Raw genomic sequence first — 18,321 nt, 5'->3', positions numbered from 1 at the left:
AGAGAAGAGAGAAGAGAGAAAACCACAAGCACAAAAAAAGCGCCTTAGGCGCTTTCTTATATTTCACGGTGTTGCTTATCTCAATGTCGCTTGGGAGAGTTTTGCTCTCATTTCCATTTCACCAATATTGAACTGGCGAACATCAATGGTTGCAATATCATTGCACTCTTTACATGCATGATGACACTTACCATCTAGGTAGTCGTGCTTTTTAACTAGGCTTGGCTTTTTGCACCAATCACAAACGCCTTCTATTGTGAACATATTCTCTCCTCACCTGTTTAAGTCAGGTGTATTTTCGGCGAAAATTATGACACAAGTAAGACCCATTAGTTAATAGTTTGTTACCCGTTTTTGAGAGGGGGATCGATTGCAACACCAATAAAATCGTTATCTTTGAGATATAGGAAAATGAAGATGTGTGTTTGTTTACGGTTTTGTAACATTTTGTAAAATGGTTTTTAGCGCATTGTTCAAACGTTTCATTTCTTCGTCACATCCATGACCATCAGGGTGATAGATTTTCGACAGTTGTTTGTATCGAATTTTGATGCTTTTCTGGTCAGGTATTGAACTCGGTGTGTACCCAAACAGAGCACAAGCGACCTGCAAATTACTCAGACCTTTGCTGTTTTTCTGCTTCTTCAATTCGTGAAACATAGTGTGCAGCTGGCGTTTTTGTTGCCTAATCGTAAGGTCCTTTGAGCTAAGCTGCGCTTCAAGTGATTGTTGTTGCTGTCGTGAATCACCCGACTTTAGAGCTTGTCTTTTTCTTGAGATAACGAGAGTCGCAATAATGCTGATGATTGAAATCAACACGGCCAACGCAGCACCAATCATATATTCAGAGCTGGTTAGGTTAGAACTGGAGAGCTTAGAGCGTGTCGCTTGGCTAGATTGCACTTGCTGAGATAGCCCCTGACTGCTGTCGATTTCAGAGTCGATGCTGTCATCGAGCTGTTCTATTGAAGAGATCTGCTTTGCGCGCTGCTGGTTGAATTGCGCTTGTAGAACACGGGTGTAGCCATCTTCTGCATTAGGGTTGTCTTTTAAGGCAGCTTCATACCATAGCTGCGCGGCATCTAATGGTTGGAGTAGTTCCTTTTCAAGTGAGGACTCATAGATCTTTGCTACTTCCACTGGAGCTCTCTTGTTACCTTGCAGTGCAGCTTTGATGAACCACTCTAGGGCCATTTTGTTATCTTGCTCGACACTTGTTCCTGCCAAGTACCACTTGCCGAGTTTAAATTGTGCATCTGCATTGCCATTATCTGCAGATTGAGAGTACCAATAGAATGCGTCGTCGATGTTTTCAGGCACATCCGTTCCCAATTCATACGCTTGCGCTAATTGGTATTGAGAAATGGGATCTTGAGGTTGTGACTGTAGTGAAAACTCATTACTACTTGCTGCGTGCACGAAATGTGGGGTGGGCAACAGTATCGAGGAAAAAACGAGGGCTAGAAATAGAGTTCTAAGAAGTGACGATGACAAAAAGTTGGATTGGATAAGCAAAAGATAAGTCTCGTAAAAAAGCCCAGAGTCGATATGTCAGTATGAATACGCTTTATGGTTGTTGGTTATTAGTATTACGCTAATTGAGTAACATAACTGATAAACAACTATATAGAGGTTAATTCAATAGATAAAGACGGACTGGGCTTTAATCGTGCTACTTAAGCGGCAAGATTTGAATTTCTACACGACGGTTACAAGCACGACCTTGAGAGGTATTGTTGTCACATAGAGGGTAACGCTCACCGTTACCACGAGCAATGGCACGGCCTGCTGCTACATCTTGAGAGATCAAGAATGCACGAACAGATTCAGCACGACGCTCAGAAAGGATTTGGTTAGTCGACTCACTGCCAGTGCTGTCCGTGTGACCTTCGATCACTAGGCTTGTGTCTGGGTATTCAACTAGGATGCGCGCAACGCCGCGAAGTGTGTTGTGAATGCTTGATTCTAAAGCGTAAGAACCAGAATCAAAACCAATGCCGTTTTCCAGACGAAGTAGAAGTTGATTCTCACCAACACGTTCTACTTGAACGCCAGAGTTCATTAGTTCTTCACGAAGGGCTGCTTCTTGTCGGTCAAAATAGTAACCAATACCACCACCAACAGCCGCACCACCTGCCGCACCAATAAGTGCACGTTTACCACGGTCTTTAGAGTCACCGGTAGCTGCACCAGCAACGGCACCAGCAAGTGCACCAATTAGAGCGCCTTGAGTTGCAGAGTTAGTCTCAGATTCGCCAGTTGTCGCGTTTTGGCGTTGAGTTGCCTGACAACCCGTTAAAGCGATAGTAAGCGCTAGGGCTAGTGTGATTTTTTTCAACGTATTTTCTCCATCATGTACTTCTATCAAACGAATGAATCCGAGTGACAAACATAGTCCTGTAAATCTTATTGATGGTTTTTATCAATACGCCGAAGTAATGTAAAGTGGCTCTATGATTTAGTTATCTTTTTAGCTGCCTGGGTACCGCCAACTGGTCGATTAACAGACAATTTACGACCTTTCTTCAAACCAACTTCATAATCGGCGGTGAGGTTTTTCATCGCTTCTCTCAGTTGCTGTTTGAACGTTTCACGGTCGATATTTTTGAATTCTTTATCAATGTAGTTATTGATCTTGTTGTTTGATTCGTCGTCTGGAGTAATGGTTGGCAGCTTTTCAAGTGCACCTTCAACCCAGCCTGAAACAAACGAGTTCACGCGGCGTGTTACTTCTAATGATCCTGTGCCAGAGCCAGCAAAGCTATTTCTGAATTGGCCGGTGTGTTCATTCAGCTCGCGATAAATGATATCGAAAGCGAAGGCTGCGAAGATCGCGCGGTCGGCTTCACCAATGAATTCAACGCGCTTGAGGCCTTTGTGATTCAGTAACACGGCTTCTACGCCAAACTTGGTGTTGATACCGCGAATAACGCGCAGCAGTGTAGAACTGATATTTGCAGGTAACAGGTGACTGGACTGAGTTTTCCCCATCTTGATAAATTCAATATCGTCTTTTTCGAGACCATATTTCAGCATCAAGTTATGCGCCATTTTTATCGCATTGGCAGCTTCATTGACGTTCGCAGAATTTCCAAGCTCAAGACACTTGGCAATTTTCTTTAGGGCTTTTTTCTTATCCATCGACAATTTAATCAGTACCGCAAATTTTTAAAAGTCCAACATTTTACATGTTTTCGCGGGTAACAGAAAGGCAAAACTGGTTTGATGAACAAGTGAGGCGGTGAACATTGAACTGCATGAGCCGACTTGGCGGTAAAAACAAAAACGCCATCAAGAGTATTGATGGCGTTAGTGACACGATTTTTTAAAGTGACTAGAGCATTTGCAAACTAGATACCCAGTTCATCGAGTAGGTCTGCTGCAGAATCATTGCCAGAGCTTTGAGCTGGCTTGTTCGCTTCTTGCATTTTTTTCTGAGTCGCCTCAAGAATGCTATCTGGACATTCGTCTTCTGCGATTTCAAATTCTTCCAATTGAATGAATTCGGTCTTATCCATCGCAAGCTCAAGGTAGAAGATGTTGTTATTGGCGGTAGAGAAGGTCACACGACGAGCTTGTGGACGATCGAGGTTAGTATCAACAGAAAGGTTTACTTGCTTGTTCAGAGCCAGCATTTTCGGTTGGTTTTGGGTGATGTTGGTTTGCAGCTCTTTGCGGATTTTATTGGTGAAGTCACCCACCAATTGGTTCATCAACTCACCCAATACATCACCCACTTCGTCTGAAGTATGAAGCACAGCGAGCTCGTTTTCAGGCATGCCCATATTGCGCATGTAATTGGTGTAGATCTCTAACGCTGCTTTGGACGTAAAATTGATAACAACAAGACCAGAAAAGCCGCCGTCAAACAGAACGAAGCAACCAAAGTCTGGCTTGAGGCTTGTTTTGTTGATCTTTTGAACCATGGCTGAATAGGACACCTGAGAAGCCGTCGCTGAAGTAAGTACGCTTGAGACTGATTGGCATAGTTTAAGAAGGATATCTTCAGTTGTGACTGTTTTGTTTTTTTTCATTGTGATGTGCTCGTGGAGATGTCTTAAACAAAATGTTATTCAGTATATTGTTACTGAATTAAGACGAAAGTGACTATTTCTCCATTCTTGCACTGAGATTCTGATTTGATCACCTTTTTATATGATCTTAATAGTAGTAAAGTGACGAAATTCAAAGAAAATTATTAAAAATCTCAGATAACCCAATGCTGATAGGATCAGCGAAGTAGGGGCAGGAAGCAAATGTTACCAAGACTTCAACTCAATGCTGATGTCGATCCAGTTGTCGTACGCTTTTTAGATGAACTAAAAACAGCGGGCTTTACTGGCGACATTGAATCTCAATATTCTAGCCGTTTGGCTGTGGCGACTGATAACAGTGTCTATCAGCAATTGCCGCAGGCGGTCATCCTTCCTAAAACAACGCAAGATGTTGTGCTTATCGGTAAAGTGGTTTCTAAATCTGCTTACGAACGTGTGACCTTTTCCCCTCGTGGTGGCGGTACCGGAACCAACGGACAATCTTTAACAAAAGGTGTCGTGGTTGACCTGTCGCGATACATGAATAAGGTTCTTGAGATTAACGAGAAAGAAGGCTGGGTAAGAGTTCAGTCAGGTGTCGTTAAAGATCAATTGAACGACGCTGTTCGCCCGTATGGTTACTTTTTCTCTCCAGACCTTTCCACAAGTAACCGAGCAACCTTGGGTGGCATGATCAATACCGATGCTTCGGGCCAAGGGTCATTGAAGTACGGAAAAACGTCTGACCATGTATTATCGCTACAAGCGGTATTCGCAGACGGTTCATGTTTAGAGTCTGATTTATCACACGGCTTACCCGTTGAAGGTGAATTCGCTCACCATGCCCTTGCGGTGACTGAGGCTGTTTGTCGAGACAAGCGCGCTCAAATTCTGGATAAATTCCCTCCGCTGAATCGCTTCTTAACAGGCTATGACCTAAAGAACGCTATAAGTGAACAAGACGATAGCTTTGACCTGACTCGCGTTCTATGTGGCGCTGAAGGTTCGTTAGCATTCATCACTGAAGCTAAGCTAAACCTAACGCCGATTCCAAAAGCGCGCACACTGGTTAACGTGAAATACAACACGTTTGATTCTGCATTGCGTAATGCACCGTTTATGGTGGAAGCGAAAGCACTGTCTGTTGAAACGGTTGATTCAAGAGTATTGAACTTAGCGAAGCAAGACATCGTCTGGCATACCGTGAGCGACCTGCTGACCGATGTCCCTAACAAAGAGATGCTTGGCATAAACATGGTTGAGTTTGCAGGCCAAGATGAAGCGGAAGTTGAACAACAAGTTCAAGCGCTGACGGCACAACTTGAAACCATGGTAGAAACCGAAGACGCGGGTGTGATCGGTTTCCAAGTTTGTAGCGATTTGGCGAGTATTGGCCGAATCTACAACATGCGTAAGAAAGCGGTGGGTTTATTAGGTGCGGCGAAAGGCCGAGCTAAGCCAGTCGCTTTTGCTGAAGATACTTGTGTACCACCAGAAAACCTCGCGGACTTTATCTCTGAATTTAGAGTGTTACTCGATTCAAAAGAGTTGAATTACGGCATGTTTGGTCACGTGGATGCGGGCGTATTACACGTTCGTCCAGCATTGGATCTGTGTGACCCGATGCAAGAAGCCTTGATGCATGAAGTCTCTGATGAAGTGGTTAAGCTAGTGGCGAAATACGGCGGCTTAATGTGGGGTGAACATGGTAAAGGCTTCCGTTCTGAGTATGGTCCTGACTTCTTCGGCGAAGAGCTGTTTACCGAATTAAGACGTGTTAAAGCGGCATTCGACCCGCACAACAAGATGAACCCAGGCAAGATCTGTACGCCATTGGAAAGTGACGCTGAATTGGTGAAAGTCACCGATACTAAGCGTGGCTTCTATGACCGTCAGATCGACGTACAAGTTCGTGATAGCTTCAAACAAGCGATGGAATGTAACGGTAACGGCTTGTGCTTCAACTACGATACTAGCTCGCCAATGTGCCCTTCGATGAAAGTCACGGCTGACCGTCGTCATTCGCCAAAAGGCCGCGCAGGCTTGGTGAGAGAATGGTTACGCCAGTTAACAGAGCAAGGCGTCGATATTCTCGATTTAGAGCAAGAAGCGCTGAAGGACAATACTCCGGTTAAAACCATGGTGGAACGTGTTCGTAATACAATGAACAAACGCCATGAATACGATTTCTCGCATGAAGTTCACGAAGCGATGAACGGTTGTCTTGCGTGTAAAGCGTGTGCGAGCCAGTGTCCGATTAAAGTTGATGTTCCGAGCTTCCGTTCTCGATTCTTAAACATTTATTACTCACGCTACCAACGCCCTGCAAAAGACTATTTAGTCGCCAACATTGAAACCATGCTGCCGCTAATGGCGAAAGCGCCAAAGGTTGTTAATGCTGCCTTGGGTCAAAAGTGGATACAAACCGCAACAGCGAAAACGGTTGGTTATGTTGATGCACCACTGATTTCGGTGCCTACACTTAAAAATCGCCTGGCGAGCAAAGAGCTGCAACTCTTCGATTTACAGTATCTAGAAGGGCTCTCTTCTGAGCAGAAGAAACAGCACGTGTTGATCGTTCAAGACCCGTTTACTAGCTTTTATGATGCAGAGGTAGTCGAAGACTTCGTTACCTTGGCTCAGAAGCTTGGCAAAACACCGGTGTTATTGCCGTTTAAACCAAATGGTAAAGCACTGCACATTAAAGGCTTCTTAAGTCGTTTTGCGCGTGAGGCGAAATCGACGTCTGATTTCTTATCGATGGTGGCTGATATTGGTATTCCTTTAGTCGGTGTTGATCCTGCTCTTGTGCTTTGTTACCGCGATGAATACGTCGAGATTTTAGGTGACAAGCGTGGCGACTTTGATGTGCTCACCGTACATGAATGGTTAATGCCGTCGCTCGGTGATTTTGAAGCGCGTTCTGCAAGCGAAGAAATGTGGTACTTGTTTGCTCACTGTACGGAGAAGACCAAAATGCCAAACGCTGAAAAAGAGTGGGGCGCTATCTTCAAACACTTTGGCGCTGCTTTAACCAGCGTTCCTGTCGGCTGTTGTGGTATGGCAGGTACTTTCGGTCACGAAGTCGATAAGCTGCAAATGTCGAAAGACATATACGGTCTAAGTTGGAAGCCAAGGATGCAAGACTTACCGAAAGAGCGTTGCTTAGTGACGGGTTATTCCTGTCGAAGCCAAGTGAAGCGTTTTGAGGGTGAGAAGCTTGCCCACCCACTACAAGCGCTCGCAAAAATTATTTAATACATTTAGCCCAGCAATTGCTGGGCTTTTTTCTAAACTAACAATGGAATTGTTAATAAGGAAAGCTATGAGATTTCTTGAGTTAAAAGTACCACCCGTTGCACTTTTCATTATTGTATTTATAGCCTCGAACTTCTGTGCGCAGCAATTGATCCTAGGAGCAATTGCACTGCCTTATGGAATGGTTGTACTCGGTATCGGGATTGTATTGAGTGGTGTGATTGGAATATCAGGCATATTGGAATTTCGAAAACAGAACACCACCGTTAATCCGATCAAAGTCGAAACCGCCTCGGCAGTTGTGGACAGCGGTATTTTCGGTTACACCCGTAACCCAATGTACTTAGGGCTATTCATCCTACTGTTTTGCTTTGGCTACTTCTTCCAAAACCTGTTCAGCGTTTTACTCAGTTTTGTATTTGTAATGTACATGACTCAGTTCCAAATCAAACCCGAAGAGCGAGCACTAGAAAAATTGTTCGGTGCTGAATATGTTGATTACAAACAAAAGGTTAGGCGTTGGATCTGATGTGGATTCAAAGACAATCAAGTAATTAGATAAGAACTATTATCATTTAGTTGAGATTCATCACAAAAAAATATAACCAATGTTTCATATTGTGTTTTTATAAAATAGCCTGCACATCATTATTAAAAGATATAAAAGGCTAGGTAATAAAAATGGTTCAGGCTAAATGGTTGTCGCTAGGTATCTATGCAGTGAGTCTGTCTTCAACGTCGGTGTTGGCAGATGTTTCAGCTCGAATTATCAACGGTAAAGAAGCAACACAAGGCAATTGGCCATTTATGGCTGCGCTAGTCTCAAGGAACGTGAACGCTTATGACGGTCAGTTTTGTGGTGCGAGCTTCATTGGTGAGCGATATGTATTAACTGCCGCTCACTGTGTGGAAGGTAATGGTCGTGAAGATCTAGATGTGGTGATTGGCGTATCAAACCTTTCTGCCTCTCAAGCCGCACAACATAGATACGCTGTTGATAATATTTATGTACATGAATATTACAACTCTGCAGCGACAGGCAATGATATCGCCATTATTGAGCTCGCAGAAAAGCCAGCTGAGTCTGTGGTTAATCTCGTTGATGGTTATGTTCGAGGTAACCTAAATGATGGTCAGATGCTAACGGTGATGGGCTGGGGAGATCAGGACGCATCAGATGGTTATGCATCTAAGAGTGAACTATATCAAGTCAACATTCCTTTAGTTAATCAGTATGAATGTAATAGCGTTCCTCACAGTGGCTATGCGTCAATTGGCAGTGATGCATTCTGTGCGGGATACAGTGATGGTGGTTATGACTCCTGCCAGGGTGACAGTGGTGGACCAATCGTTGTGTCGACAAATGGAACATATGAGCAACTGGGCATTGTAAGCTGGGGTAAAGGCTGTGCACAGTCCAACGCCTACGGAGTCTATACCAATATTAGCTACTTTGATGATTGGATTGATGAGCAGCAATCAGGGCTTAGTTACCGTCAAATTGAAATGCTTGGTGCAAAATTATTGGCGCCTATTTCACATACCTTTGAATTCACAAATAAATCTGATCAAAACATTGCAGTAAACCGTGTTTATCCAATTTCAGGTAATGATACTGTTATAACAGACAACGGATGTAGCATTTTAACTGCAGGGCAAAGCTGTGAAGTTGTGGTTAGTTTCGACCTAAACTCAATTGGTGAACATGAATTTGGTATTAATGTTGACACTGATTTATTGGTAGGCACGGTTACTTCAACTGCTTCTGTAATCGGAGCGAGATCTGTAACGGATACGGTGAGTTCATATGTAAGCATACCAAACAGTGGCGTCTACAACACACAAGCTTGGATTACAGAAGGTGATTCGCTGTCCTCACCGTCCATTAGCCACGGTACATCTACAGCGCTTATTGTTGAGGGGATTCCTTCTGGTACAGTTTCGTTTGACCTAACTGCATCGTCTGAAGCTGATTATGATTTTGTTGAGGTTTATATTAATGGTCAAAAACTTGATAGTGTCTCTGGTGAGTTTTCTGGTTCGGTCAACCTACCGATGGTGAGAGATTCCAATAATAGCTTCATGATTACCTATGTGAAAGATTGGTTTGGTTCCACCGGAAATGACAAAGCTACGGTCAAGAACTTCTCTTATACAGATGAGATAAAGATATCTAAGTCTGAAGGAACGCAAAACGCAAAAAGCTCAGGGGGCGGTAGCGGCGGCTCGCTGTCTTGGCATTGGTTATTTGTGCTTTTAGGCGGTGCGACTGTACGTAAGTCATTTTCACCACTGAAGATGAAAGGTGATCAATAAGCTATACCACTAACGCTAACTTAAGACTGATAGCCAACCTATCACCTTTAGTTAAACGAGAAAAGCCCAGCTGGATGAAATCAGCTGGGCTTTATTGATCTGAATTCACGGTTATAGCTAACTCCGATTTCCGTTTCTAACTTGGTTTCAATCAGTGCCAAATCAAACCAGAAGAGCGAGTACTAGGCAATTATTCAGTGCTGAATATGTTGATTACAAACAGAAGGTTAGGCGCTAGGTTTGATTTGTTAATGCAGTTAATAAGCTAGCTATTCACTAATGTTTGAAACCTATTCAAGGTAAGCCATATTTTGGTGTGCTTACCATTTATATTTATTTTTTATCAAATAACCTGTCCGTTATTATTAAAACAAATGAAAGGTTAGGTAATGAAAGTTATCCAAACAAAATGGCTGCCATTAAGTATTTATGCGGTTGGCCTCTCTTCAATGCCGGTGTTGGCAGATATCTCCCCTCAAATTATCAATGGTAACCAAGCGGCAAAAGGTAGTTGGCCATTCATGGTCGCGCTTGTTTCAAAAAACATGGATGCCTACGAAGGGCAGTTCTGCGGCGCAAGTTTCATTGGTGAGCGATATGTACTCACCGCAGCGCACTGTATCGAAGCAAGCAGCAACCAAGATTTTGAGGTTGTCATTGGTGTCTCTGATCTTTCTTCGCCCGACGTAGAGCAGCATCGCTATTCTGTTGAGCAAATTTATGCCCATGAAAGTTATACTCAAGAGCCTGCGAGTAATGACATCGCTATTATTGAGCTTAATGATAAGCCCACGGAGTCTGCGGTTAACCTGGTCGATGGTTATGCTCGTGATAACTTGAATACAGGTCAGATGTTAACTGTCATAGGTTGGGGTAACCAGAATTCATCAGAAGAGCAATACTCATCCACGAGTCAGTTACATCAAGTGAATGTTCCGTTAGTTAGTCAGCGAGAATGTAACCTTGGTCAAGGAGACGGATATTCAGATATTGGCTCTGATGCTTTTTGTGCCGGTTACAAAGAAGGCGGACGCGATTCATGTAGCGGGGATAGCGGCGGTCCAATCATGTTGTCCACCAATGGTCACTACGAACAGCTAGGTCTTGTGAGTTGGGGAGAAGGTTGTGCACAGCCAAGGGCATACGGTGTCTACACCAACATAAGCCACTTTGCTGACTGGATAGGTAAGAAGACGGCAGGTTTTAGTTACCAAACTAAAGCGATGCTTGGTGCTCGATCTTTGGGCCCAATTGAACACAAGTTTGAATTTACGAACAAATCTGATCAAGAGATTAAAGTAACCAACGTATCTTTAGCTGTCGCCACAGACGATCCCATAACCTACAATGGTACTGCGATCATAAAGAGCAATAGTTGTACGACGCTATCGCCGAATGAAGGCTGTGATGTGGTTGTAAGCTACAACATAGATTCAGTGGGTAATCATGATTTTGGTATCAAGCTGTCAACCGACTCATTAGCCGGTGTGGTGACATCAAAGGCATATGCTATTGGCGCGAATGTGGTTTCTGATGCAGTGAATTCACTCGTCACGATACCTAAGAATGCAGTTTACAGCACAGAAGCTTGGGATGTTGAAGGGGATACGATAGCTTCACCGGATATTAGTAATAGCCAGTCCACCGCATTCATTGTTGACGGAATCCCAGCTGGTACCGTGTCTTTGGATCTCACCGTCTTTTCTGAAGAAGATCGTGACTATATGGAGATCTACATTAACGGCTTTGAAGTCGGCGCGTTTGCGGGGCAATTATCTGGGACTGTTGAACTGCCAATGGCGAGAGCTAAAGACAATAGCTTCATGATTGCGTACAGCAAAGATGAGGTGGGTTCTGCAGGGCATGACAGAGTGACCATTAAGAACTTTGCTTATAGTAATGAGATTAAAGAGCTAAGCTTGGTGGAAGATCCAATCATCAAAAAGACAGGTGGTTCAATGGGTTGGTATTGGCTGGCGATGCTGTTAGGTGGCACGATGATACGTAAGTCACTTTCGTCATTGAAGAGGAAAGGTACTCAGTAAATACCGGTGACTTATATTAATATCTATTGTTTAGAATGAAAAAAGCCCAGCTTGATACCTCAAGTTGGGCTTTTTAATTCTGTGTTGGCTTACTTAAGCGGCAGCTGCGAACTGAGCTAGAAACATCTCTTTACGTTCGTTGAAGCGGTTTACTAGGTCATCGACAGAAGCTTGGTCGTATGGCTTAAGGCCACTTGCTACCATGCGTTTCACGCCTTTACCTACCACTTCGCCGTCCTCTTTGAAATCGAAGTTCAGTGTCACGATGCCACGCTTGCCTTCAACATCAAAAGTCGCACCAGAGAATTCAACTTCTGGGTGGGATAGGTCTAGGCGAGTAAATTCAACTTCCATGCTCTCGTAAATAACAAGAGGACGTTGGCAGTTGATCATCATCTGTTGCTCTTCCATAAGAGGAACCATGATGTGTGGGAAGTTCATACCAGAGAACTTAACGTAGTTTGTTACTACGTGTTCGATGAATGCTTGATCGTGGCTTTTCTCACCTTCACAAGACATGTGTAGGTATTCTTTGCCTTTCTCGTCAACCAGTGAGCTTTCTTTTTCACACTTGTTGTCAACGCTAAGCGCAATACCGTTACCAACCATACCTGAAAAATCAAAACGCATTTTTTGGCTGATGCCTTCTTTCTGCAGAAGAACTGCAAACAAAAGATCGCCAGGCACGCAGAAGCGCTTGTTGTCTTCATCGTGAATTGGGTTGAAGTCAGCGGCTACTTTTTTAGCAAAGTGGCTAGCCTGTTCACGAGTGAATTGAAATTGATTGTCTTCAGTAGAAAAGTAAGGTGTCAGAAACATAGTATCGCTATTAGTCATCAAATCTGGGGTGGATTATAGCTAACTAACTTCGTTCTAATGGTCTATCCAGTTAACTTTGCTTATATATCAGTTAATTAGATAAATACATTGGATGGTATGTGACGATTTTAAGAGAGATATGGCCTCTGGCTCAATGCAACAAGGGCTAATCGATAGCCCTTGTTTATATGACACTCTAATGAGTGTTGTTCAGAATGTTTTTGCTTTAAAAGCTACACAGAGTGCCTTCTGGCATTAGGTGATTATGAACGGATAATTTGAGCAATAAGTTCGCTTGTTCAATATCCGGTGCAAAATATCTGTCTTTGTCGTAGAAGCTGACTTTTTCACGCAAAATCTGTTTCGCTTCTTCCACACGAGGAGAAGATAGATTCGGAGCGCGGAAGTCTAGCCCTTGTGCTGCTGCTAAATATTCTACAGCCAATATCCCACGGGTATTTTCAGCCATGTATCTAAGTCTACGTGCTGCGAAGGTTGCCATAGACACATGATCTTCTTGGTTTGCTGATGTTGGAAGGCTGTCTATTGATGCAGGATGCGCTAAGGTTTTGTTCTCACTTGCCAATGCTGCAGAGGTAACCTGAGCAATCATAAAGCCCGAGTTCACGCCGCCGTTATCGACTAAGAACGGTGGAAGTTTGCTTAGCGCGCTATCAATCAGCAGCGCCATTCTTCGTTCTGACAAGCTACCGATTTCAGCTATTGCTAATGCAAGGTTATCGGCAGCCATTGCGACGGGTTCTGCGTGGAAGTTACCCCCTGAAATAATGTCGCCATCGTCTGCGAAAACTAACGGGTTGTCCGATACCGAGTTCGCTTCAACATTTAAAATTTCAGCTGAATTACGAATCTGCTGTAAGCAAGCACCCATCACTTGAGGCTGACAACGCAGTGAGTAAGGGTCTTGAACCTTTTCACAACAAGTGTGTGATTCACCAATCTCACTCTTTTGATCGAGCAGATGACGGTAAGCAAGCGCTGCATCCATTTGGCCACGGTGACCACGAACGCGGTGAATACGAGGGTCAAATGGGCGGCGACTACCGAGTGCTGCTTCTACAGACATTGCACCACACACGGTTGCAGACGCAAACAAGTCTTCAGCTGCGAATAGACCTTCTAATGCAAAGGCCGTCGATGCTTGAGTACCGTTTAACAGCGCTAAACCTTCTTTAGGAGCAAGTGTGATTGGCTCAAGGCCAGCGATCTGCATCGCTTCTAAACCTGTAATGATCTTACCGTTGTGGCGTGCTTGGCCTTCACCTAGCAGAACGGTACTCATGTGGGCGAGGGGAGCAAGATCTCCAGATGCACCTACTGAGCCTTTCTGTGGTACACATGGGTAAACTTGAGCGTTCACAAGATCGATAAGTGCATTGATCACCTTGAGGCGGATACCAGAGTAACCGCGAGATAAGCTGTTAATTTTTAACACCATCATCAAGCGCACAGTTTCATCAGACATGAATTTACCAATGCCCGCCGCGTGAGAAAGCACGATACTTTTCTGTAGTACTTCTAAATCTTCAGGGGCTATTTTAGTATTCGCTAATAAGCCAAAACCTGTATTGATGCCATATACCGTGCGATCTTCAGCAATCACTTGCTCGACAACCTGCATGCTCGCTTCAATATCAGGGATAGCTGCAGGGTCGAGTGACAGGTTCACAGGGCTACGGCTGATTTTACGCAGTTCAGATAGGCCTAGTAGTCCTGGCTTAAGTAATAAATTCAACATGTTATCTCCAGACATTAAAGGCGACGAAGTTCTTCGTTCAACATAGGTAAATCAAGCTTCTGTTCTTTCGCACACTGCTTGGCAATATCGTAACCCGCATCAGCATGACGCATTACGCCAGTTGCAGGATCATTGTGAAGTACGCGAGCAATTCGCTGTGATGCATCTTCACTACCGTCACAACAAATCACCATACCTGAGTGTTGCGAGAAGCCCATGCCAACGCCACCGCCATGGTGCAGAGAAACCCATGTTGCGCCGCCTGCAGTATTTAGAAGGGCGTTCAATAGAGGCCAATCTGATACGGCATCTGATCCATCCATCATGCCTTCTGTTTCACGGTTCGGGCTCGCAACTGAACCTGAATCTAGGTGGTCACGACCGATAACAACGGGTGCTTGAAGTTCGCCATTCTTAACCATTTCATTGAATGCTTGGCCCAAACGTTCACGATCTTTCAAGCCAACCCAACAAATACGAGCTGGTAGGCCCTGGAACTGAATGCGTTCACGCGCCATATCTAGCCAATTATGTAGATGTGGGTTATCTGGAATCAGTTCTTTTACTTTTTGGTCTGTTTTGTAGATGTCTTCTGGGTCGCCAGATAGGGCTGCCCAACGGAATGGACCGATGCCTTCACAGAATAAAGGACGAATATAGGCAGGAACGAAACCTGGGAAATCAAATGCGTTTTCTACGCCTTCTTCCAGTGCCATTTGGCGAATGTTATTACCGTAATCTACAGTCGCAGCACCTCGATATTGTAGGTCGAGCATCGCTTGAACTTGAATCGCCATCGATTGTTTCGCGGCTTTCACCACTTTTGCTTCATCAATGGTGCGCTCTTGCGCTGCTTTTTCCATTGTCCAACCTTGCGGCAAGTAACCGTTCAGTGGATCGTGGGCAGATGTTTGGTCGGTCACTACGTCAGGCGTGATGTTACGTTCGACTAACTCTGGGAAGACGTCTGCGGCGTTACCTAATAAGCCAACAGAGATTGGCGTGTCTGATTCTTTAATCATAGCCATTGCTTCATCTAAGCTGGTGGCTTTTTTGTCTACATAGCCAGTACGTAAGCGGTAGTCGATTCGTGATTCATCACACTCAACCGCGATCATTGAGAAACCAGCCATTGTTGCCGCAAGAGGTTGAGCGCCGCCCATGCCGCCAAGGCCGCCTGTGAGTACCCATTTGCCGTTTGCTTCGCCTTGGAAGTGTTTCTTCGCAATCGCGACAAAGGTTTCATAAGTACCTTGAACGATGCCTTGTGAGCCTATGTAGATCCAGCTACCTGCGGTCATTTGACCGTACATCATCAAGCCTTCTTTATCGAGCTCGTTGAAGTGCTCCCAGTTGGCCCAATGTGGAACAAGGTTAGAGTTAGCGATCAACACGCGAGGTGCGTTTTTATGAGTCGGGAACACGCCTACAGGTTTACCTGATTGAACAAGCAGCGTTTGGTCGTCTTCTAAACGCTCTAATACTTCAACAATCTTGTCATAACATTTCCAATCACGCGCTGCGCGACCAATACCACCATACACAACCAGTGCATGTGGGTGTTCTGCCACATCAGGGTCTAGGTTGTTCATTAGCATACGCAGTGGTGCTTCTGTTAACCAAGATTTAGCGCGCAAAGTGGTGCCATGAGGTGCGCGAATTTCGCGAGTCGTGTCGAGACGAGGGTCACTGTTGTGGTGTTCCGTCATTTTGGAATTCCTTCTGTTTCACGTTATATCGTTGTAGTTGTAGTTGTAGTTATCGGTATATCTGGATTAGTCGTTGGCCATTACAGAGGCAATATCCCAACACAAACGAGCCGCCAATCGAGCCGTTTGGCCATCGACGTCGTAGTCTGGGTTATATTCCGCAATGTCCGCGATAATGAGTTTTTCACTGTGTTTAAAAATCTGTTCTAGAAAAGGAGCGAGTGTTTCATAGCTCACGCCTCTTGCCGCTGGTGCACTGACACCCGGCGCAGTCGCCGCAGGGAAGACATCGAGATCAATGGTGAGATAGAGGTAATCACACTCATCGATGAATTTTTGCAACTTAACCAATTGAGCGACTTGGTTTACTTGGGTGATATCGCGGTCATGTTCGTACCACACACCCAGTTGGTCGGCTTTGTTGAACAGTGCTTTGGTATTGCTGGCTGCACTCACACCAAGACACGCGTAATGAAATGGCCACTGATGTGCATGGCAGTAGTCACTTATCTGGTTAAAAGGCGTGCCTGAACTTGGTTTGACGTCTGCGATGTCGCTTTTAAATTCACGAAGATCAAAGTGAGCATCAAAGTTAACGATGCCTATCTTAGGTTTGCGTTCAGGCTGATCTTTGTGAAGGCGTTCAGCTTTATGTAAATGCTCAGCAAGGCCTTGGAACGATGCCCAAGCCACTTCGTGACCGCCGCCAAGGGTAATCACTTTGCTGGTAGCTAAAGCATTGGCAATCAAAGAAGCACACTGCTTTTGACTGACTTCTAATTGACCATCATTGCACTCGATATCACCGAGATCCGCGATGTGTGCATCACTGTGCCAAGCCATATTCGCCAACGCTTGGCGAATCAGGTTAGGTGCTTGTTTCGCGCCCACGCGTCCTTTATTTCTTGCAACACCTGCATCGCTGGCAAAGCCAACTAAGGCGATAGCGCTGTCCTTAAGCTCGTCACTTAGATCACTACTTTGCACTTGCTTGGTGATGTGATGAACGCGAGTACCGAGTGCGCCATCTTCAAGATCATTGCGTCCCGTCCACACGAAGTTATGCACGGTTTCTACGTTTTCTTGAATACCGTTGGATTTAGATTGAGTCATGACACACCTCGCCATTAACAATGCGTTTATGCAGATGAGGAACACCGACTTGATAACTTAGATCGGCAGGGTGCTCGATATTCCAGATCGCTAAATCAGCGACATAACCCACTTCGACTTTGCCTTTGGTTTGTGAGTCGCCAATGGCAGCGGCAGCATGACAAGTCACACCGCGCAACGCTTCTTCAGGCGTCGTGCCAAACAGGGTGCAGCTCATGTTCATCATTAGCGTTAGGTCAGCAAAAGGAGAAGTACCGGGGTTTAAGTCGGTCGCTATCGCCATCGGAATGTTGTGTTCGCGAAGTAGGGCAATAGGTGGCTGTTGAGTCTCTTTTAAGAAGTAGAAAGCGCCGGGAAGCAAGGTGGCAACTGTGCCTGATTCCGCCAGTACTTTTACTCCGGCTTCATCAAGGTATTCAACATGGTCAACAGAGAGTGCGTCGTATTTTGCTGCAAGTGCGCTGCCACCCATATTCGAAAGTTGTTCTGTGTGGCCTTTGATCGCTAGCCCATGTGCTTTGGCCGCTGCAAAGACGCGTTCGGTTTGTTCTAGGTTGAAGCCGATAGATTCGCAGAACACGTCAACTGCATCAGCTAACCCTTGCTCTGCAGCTTTAGGGATAATCTCTTGGCAAACCAGGTCAATGTAACGATCGGGTTGTTCTTTATATTCTGGTGGTACAGCATGGGCAGCGAGGAGAGTAGTGGTGATCTTAATACGACGATGATTTTCTAACGCTTTAGCCGCACGTAACATCTTGAGTTCATCATCAAGCGTTAAACCATAGCCAGATTTTACTTCGATGCTGGTTACGCCACTTTTTAGCAGGCCATCGAGTCTCGGTAACGCCATTTCAACCAGTTCAGACTCTTGCGCTGCACGTGTGGCCGTGACTGTCGCTAGAATTCCACCGCCTTGTTTGGCGATGTCGGTGTAAGAGACACCATTCAAACGCTGTTCAAATTCGTTGGCGCGATTACCTGCAAATACGAGGTGAGTGTGGCAATCAATCAGCCCAGGGGTGACTAACTTGTTTTTGCAGTCATAGGTGGCGTAATCCAAAGAACCATCAACACTTACTTGTTCTAACTCAGAAGCAAGTTCGCCTTGGTTTGAACAAGAGATGGACACGATCTTACCGTTTTCGATAACGATATCTTGAGGGGCAGAGGGCTGATAACCATCGGCTCCTGAACTCATGGAGACCACTCGTGCGTTTTTGAGGATCAAATTCATAATCACCTAGATCTTTGCTTAACATTAAATG

14 protein-coding genes are annotated in these 18,321 nt (G+C 44.9%); 4 read left to right on the top strand and 10 right to left on the bottom strand.

Features of this window, described 5'->3' with window-relative positions; translation table 11 throughout:
* Positions 1-75: 75 nt before the first annotated feature.
* The 5 genes from BCV39_RS00150 to BCV39_RS00130 all read right to left on the bottom strand — a co-directional run bounded on the left by BCV39_RS00150 (position 76) and on the right by BCV39_RS00130 (position 4,034).
* The gene (locus BCV39_RS00150) at positions 76-264 is read right to left on the bottom strand and encodes a hypothetical protein (protein WP_004733419.1); all 189 of its coding nucleotides are present in this window, start codon (positions 262-264) and stop codon (positions 76-78) included.
* 165 nt (positions 265-429) lie between these two features.
* Positions 430-1,515: a tetratricopeptide repeat protein gene (locus BCV39_RS00145; RefSeq protein ID WP_102433132.1), complete on the bottom strand. Its 1,086-nt coding sequence runs from the start codon at positions 1,513-1,515 to the stop codon at positions 430-432.
* Between the two features lie 157 nt (positions 1,516-1,672).
* A complete protein-coding gene (locus BCV39_RS00140; RefSeq protein ID WP_048607125.1) occupies positions 1,673-2,338 on the bottom strand; it encodes an OmpA family protein in 666 nt (221 codons plus the stop codon).
* Between the two features lie 113 nt (positions 2,339-2,451).
* The gene (locus tag BCV39_RS00135; protein ID WP_017059769.1) at positions 2,452-3,141 is read right to left on the bottom strand and encodes a DUF2786 domain-containing protein; all 690 of its coding nucleotides are present in this window, start codon (positions 3,139-3,141) and stop codon (positions 2,452-2,454) included.
* A gap of 209 nt (positions 3,142-3,350) precedes the next feature.
* Entirely contained in the window at positions 3,351-4,034 is a 684-nt protein-coding gene (locus BCV39_RS00130; RefSeq protein ID WP_017059770.1) for a DUF3334 family protein, read from the bottom strand.
* 222 nt (positions 4,035-4,256) lie between these two features.
* On the opposite strand from BCV39_RS00130, the gene BCV39_RS00125 reads away from it, so the two are divergent.
* The 4 genes from BCV39_RS00125 (at position 4,257) to BCV39_RS00110 (ending at position 11,653) form a co-directional block, all read left to right on the top strand.
* Complete coding sequence (locus tag BCV39_RS00125; protein WP_102433131.1) at positions 4,257-7,292, top strand: FAD-binding and (Fe-S)-binding domain-containing protein; 3,036 nt, start codon at positions 4,257-4,259, stop codon at positions 7,290-7,292.
* Between the two features lie 67 nt (positions 7,293-7,359).
* Positions 7,360-7,821: an isoprenylcysteine carboxylmethyltransferase family protein gene (locus tag BCV39_RS00120; protein ID WP_102433130.1), complete on the top strand. Its 462-nt coding sequence runs from the start codon at positions 7,360-7,362 to the stop codon at positions 7,819-7,821.
* Between the two features lie 152 nt (positions 7,822-7,973).
* Complete coding sequence (locus BCV39_RS00115; RefSeq protein ID WP_102433129.1) at positions 7,974-9,608, top strand: trypsin-like serine protease; 1,635 nt, start codon at positions 7,974-7,976, stop codon at positions 9,606-9,608.
* Positions 9,609-9,997: 389 nt separating this feature from the next.
* Complete coding sequence (locus BCV39_RS00110; protein ID WP_102433128.1) at positions 9,998-11,653, top strand: serine protease; 1,656 nt, start codon at positions 9,998-10,000, stop codon at positions 11,651-11,653.
* Between the two features lie 93 nt (positions 11,654-11,746).
* Here the strand turns inward: BCV39_RS00110 and BCV39_RS00105 are convergent, their stop codons facing one another.
* The 5 genes from BCV39_RS00105 to hutI form a co-directional block, all read right to left on the bottom strand.
* Positions 11,747-12,472, bottom strand: coding sequence for a DUF3581 domain-containing protein (locus BCV39_RS00105; RefSeq protein ID WP_010438254.1), 726 nt, complete (start codon positions 12,470-12,472; stop codon positions 11,747-11,749).
* 226 nt (positions 12,473-12,698) lie between these two features.
* The gene (gene hutH, locus BCV39_RS00100; protein ID WP_048669282.1) at positions 12,699-14,231 is read right to left on the bottom strand and encodes a histidine ammonia-lyase; all 1,533 of its coding nucleotides are present in this window, start codon (positions 14,229-14,231) and stop codon (positions 12,699-12,701) included.
* A gap of 14 nt (positions 14,232-14,245) precedes the next feature.
* Entirely contained in the window at positions 14,246-15,940 is a 1,695-nt protein-coding gene (hutU, locus tag BCV39_RS00095; protein ID WP_102433127.1) for a urocanate hydratase, read from the bottom strand.
* A 66-nt stretch (positions 15,941-16,006) separates the two neighbouring features.
* Entirely contained in the window at positions 16,007-17,053 is a 1,047-nt protein-coding gene (hutG, locus tag BCV39_RS00090) for a formimidoylglutamase (RefSeq protein ID WP_102433126.1), read from the bottom strand.
* A complete protein-coding gene (hutI, locus tag BCV39_RS00085; RefSeq protein ID WP_102433125.1) occupies positions 17,040-18,290 on the bottom strand; it encodes an imidazolonepropionase in 1,251 nt (416 codons plus the stop codon). The genes hutG and hutI overlap by 14 nt, the downstream gene beginning before the upstream one ends.
* Between the last annotated feature and the right edge of the window lie 31 nt (positions 18,291-18,321).

This window comes from Vibrio sp. 10N.286.55.E10 (assembly GCF_002872555.1).
Lineage (GTDB): Bacteria > Pseudomonadota > Gammaproteobacteria > Enterobacterales > Vibrionaceae > Vibrio > Vibrio crassostreae.
The sequence above is the reverse complement of the archived record's forward strand: the minus strand, read 5'-3'. Positions and strand labels throughout refer to the sequence as shown.

Excerpts from the sequence above, each read along its gene's own strand:
- BCV39_RS00150 (WP_004733419.1), bottom strand. The coding sequence starts at position 264 with ATGTTCACAATAGAAGGCGTTTGTGATTGGTGCAAAAAGCCAAGCCTA.
- BCV39_RS00135 (WP_017059769.1), bottom strand. The coding sequence starts at position 3,141 with ATGGATAAGAAAAAAGCCCTAAAGAAAATTGCCAAGTGTCTTGAGCTT.
- BCV39_RS00130 (WP_017059770.1), bottom strand. The coding sequence starts at position 4,034 with ATGAAAAAAAACAAAACAGTCACAACTGAAGATATCCTTCTTAAACTA.
- BCV39_RS00125 (WP_102433131.1), top strand. The coding sequence starts at position 4,257 with ATGTTACCAAGACTTCAACTCAATGCTGATGTCGATCCAGTTGTCGTA.
- BCV39_RS00120 (WP_102433130.1), top strand. The coding sequence starts at position 7,360 with ATGAGATTTCTTGAGTTAAAAGTACCACCCGTTGCACTTTTCATTATT.
- BCV39_RS00115 (WP_102433129.1), top strand. The coding sequence starts at position 7,974 with ATGGTTCAGGCTAAATGGTTGTCGCTAGGTATCTATGCAGTGAGTCTG.
- BCV39_RS00110 (WP_102433128.1), top strand. The coding sequence starts at position 9,998 with ATGAAAGTTATCCAAACAAAATGGCTGCCATTAAGTATTTATGCGGTT.
- BCV39_RS00105 (WP_010438254.1), bottom strand. The coding sequence starts at position 12,472 with ATGTTTCTGACACCTTACTTTTCTACTGAAGACAATCAATTTCAATTC.
- hutH (WP_048669282.1), bottom strand. The coding sequence starts at position 14,231 with ATGTTGAATTTATTACTTAAGCCAGGACTACTAGGCCTATCTGAACTG.
- hutU (WP_102433127.1), bottom strand. The coding sequence starts at position 15,940 with ATGACGGAACACCACAACAGTGACCCTCGTCTCGACACGACTCGCGAA.
- hutG (WP_102433126.1), bottom strand. The coding sequence starts at position 17,053 with ATGACTCAATCTAAATCCAACGGTATTCAAGAAAACGTAGAAACCGTG.
- hutI (WP_102433125.1), bottom strand. The coding sequence starts at position 18,290 with ATGAATTTGATCCTCAAAAACGCACGAGTGGTCTCCATGAGTTCAGGA.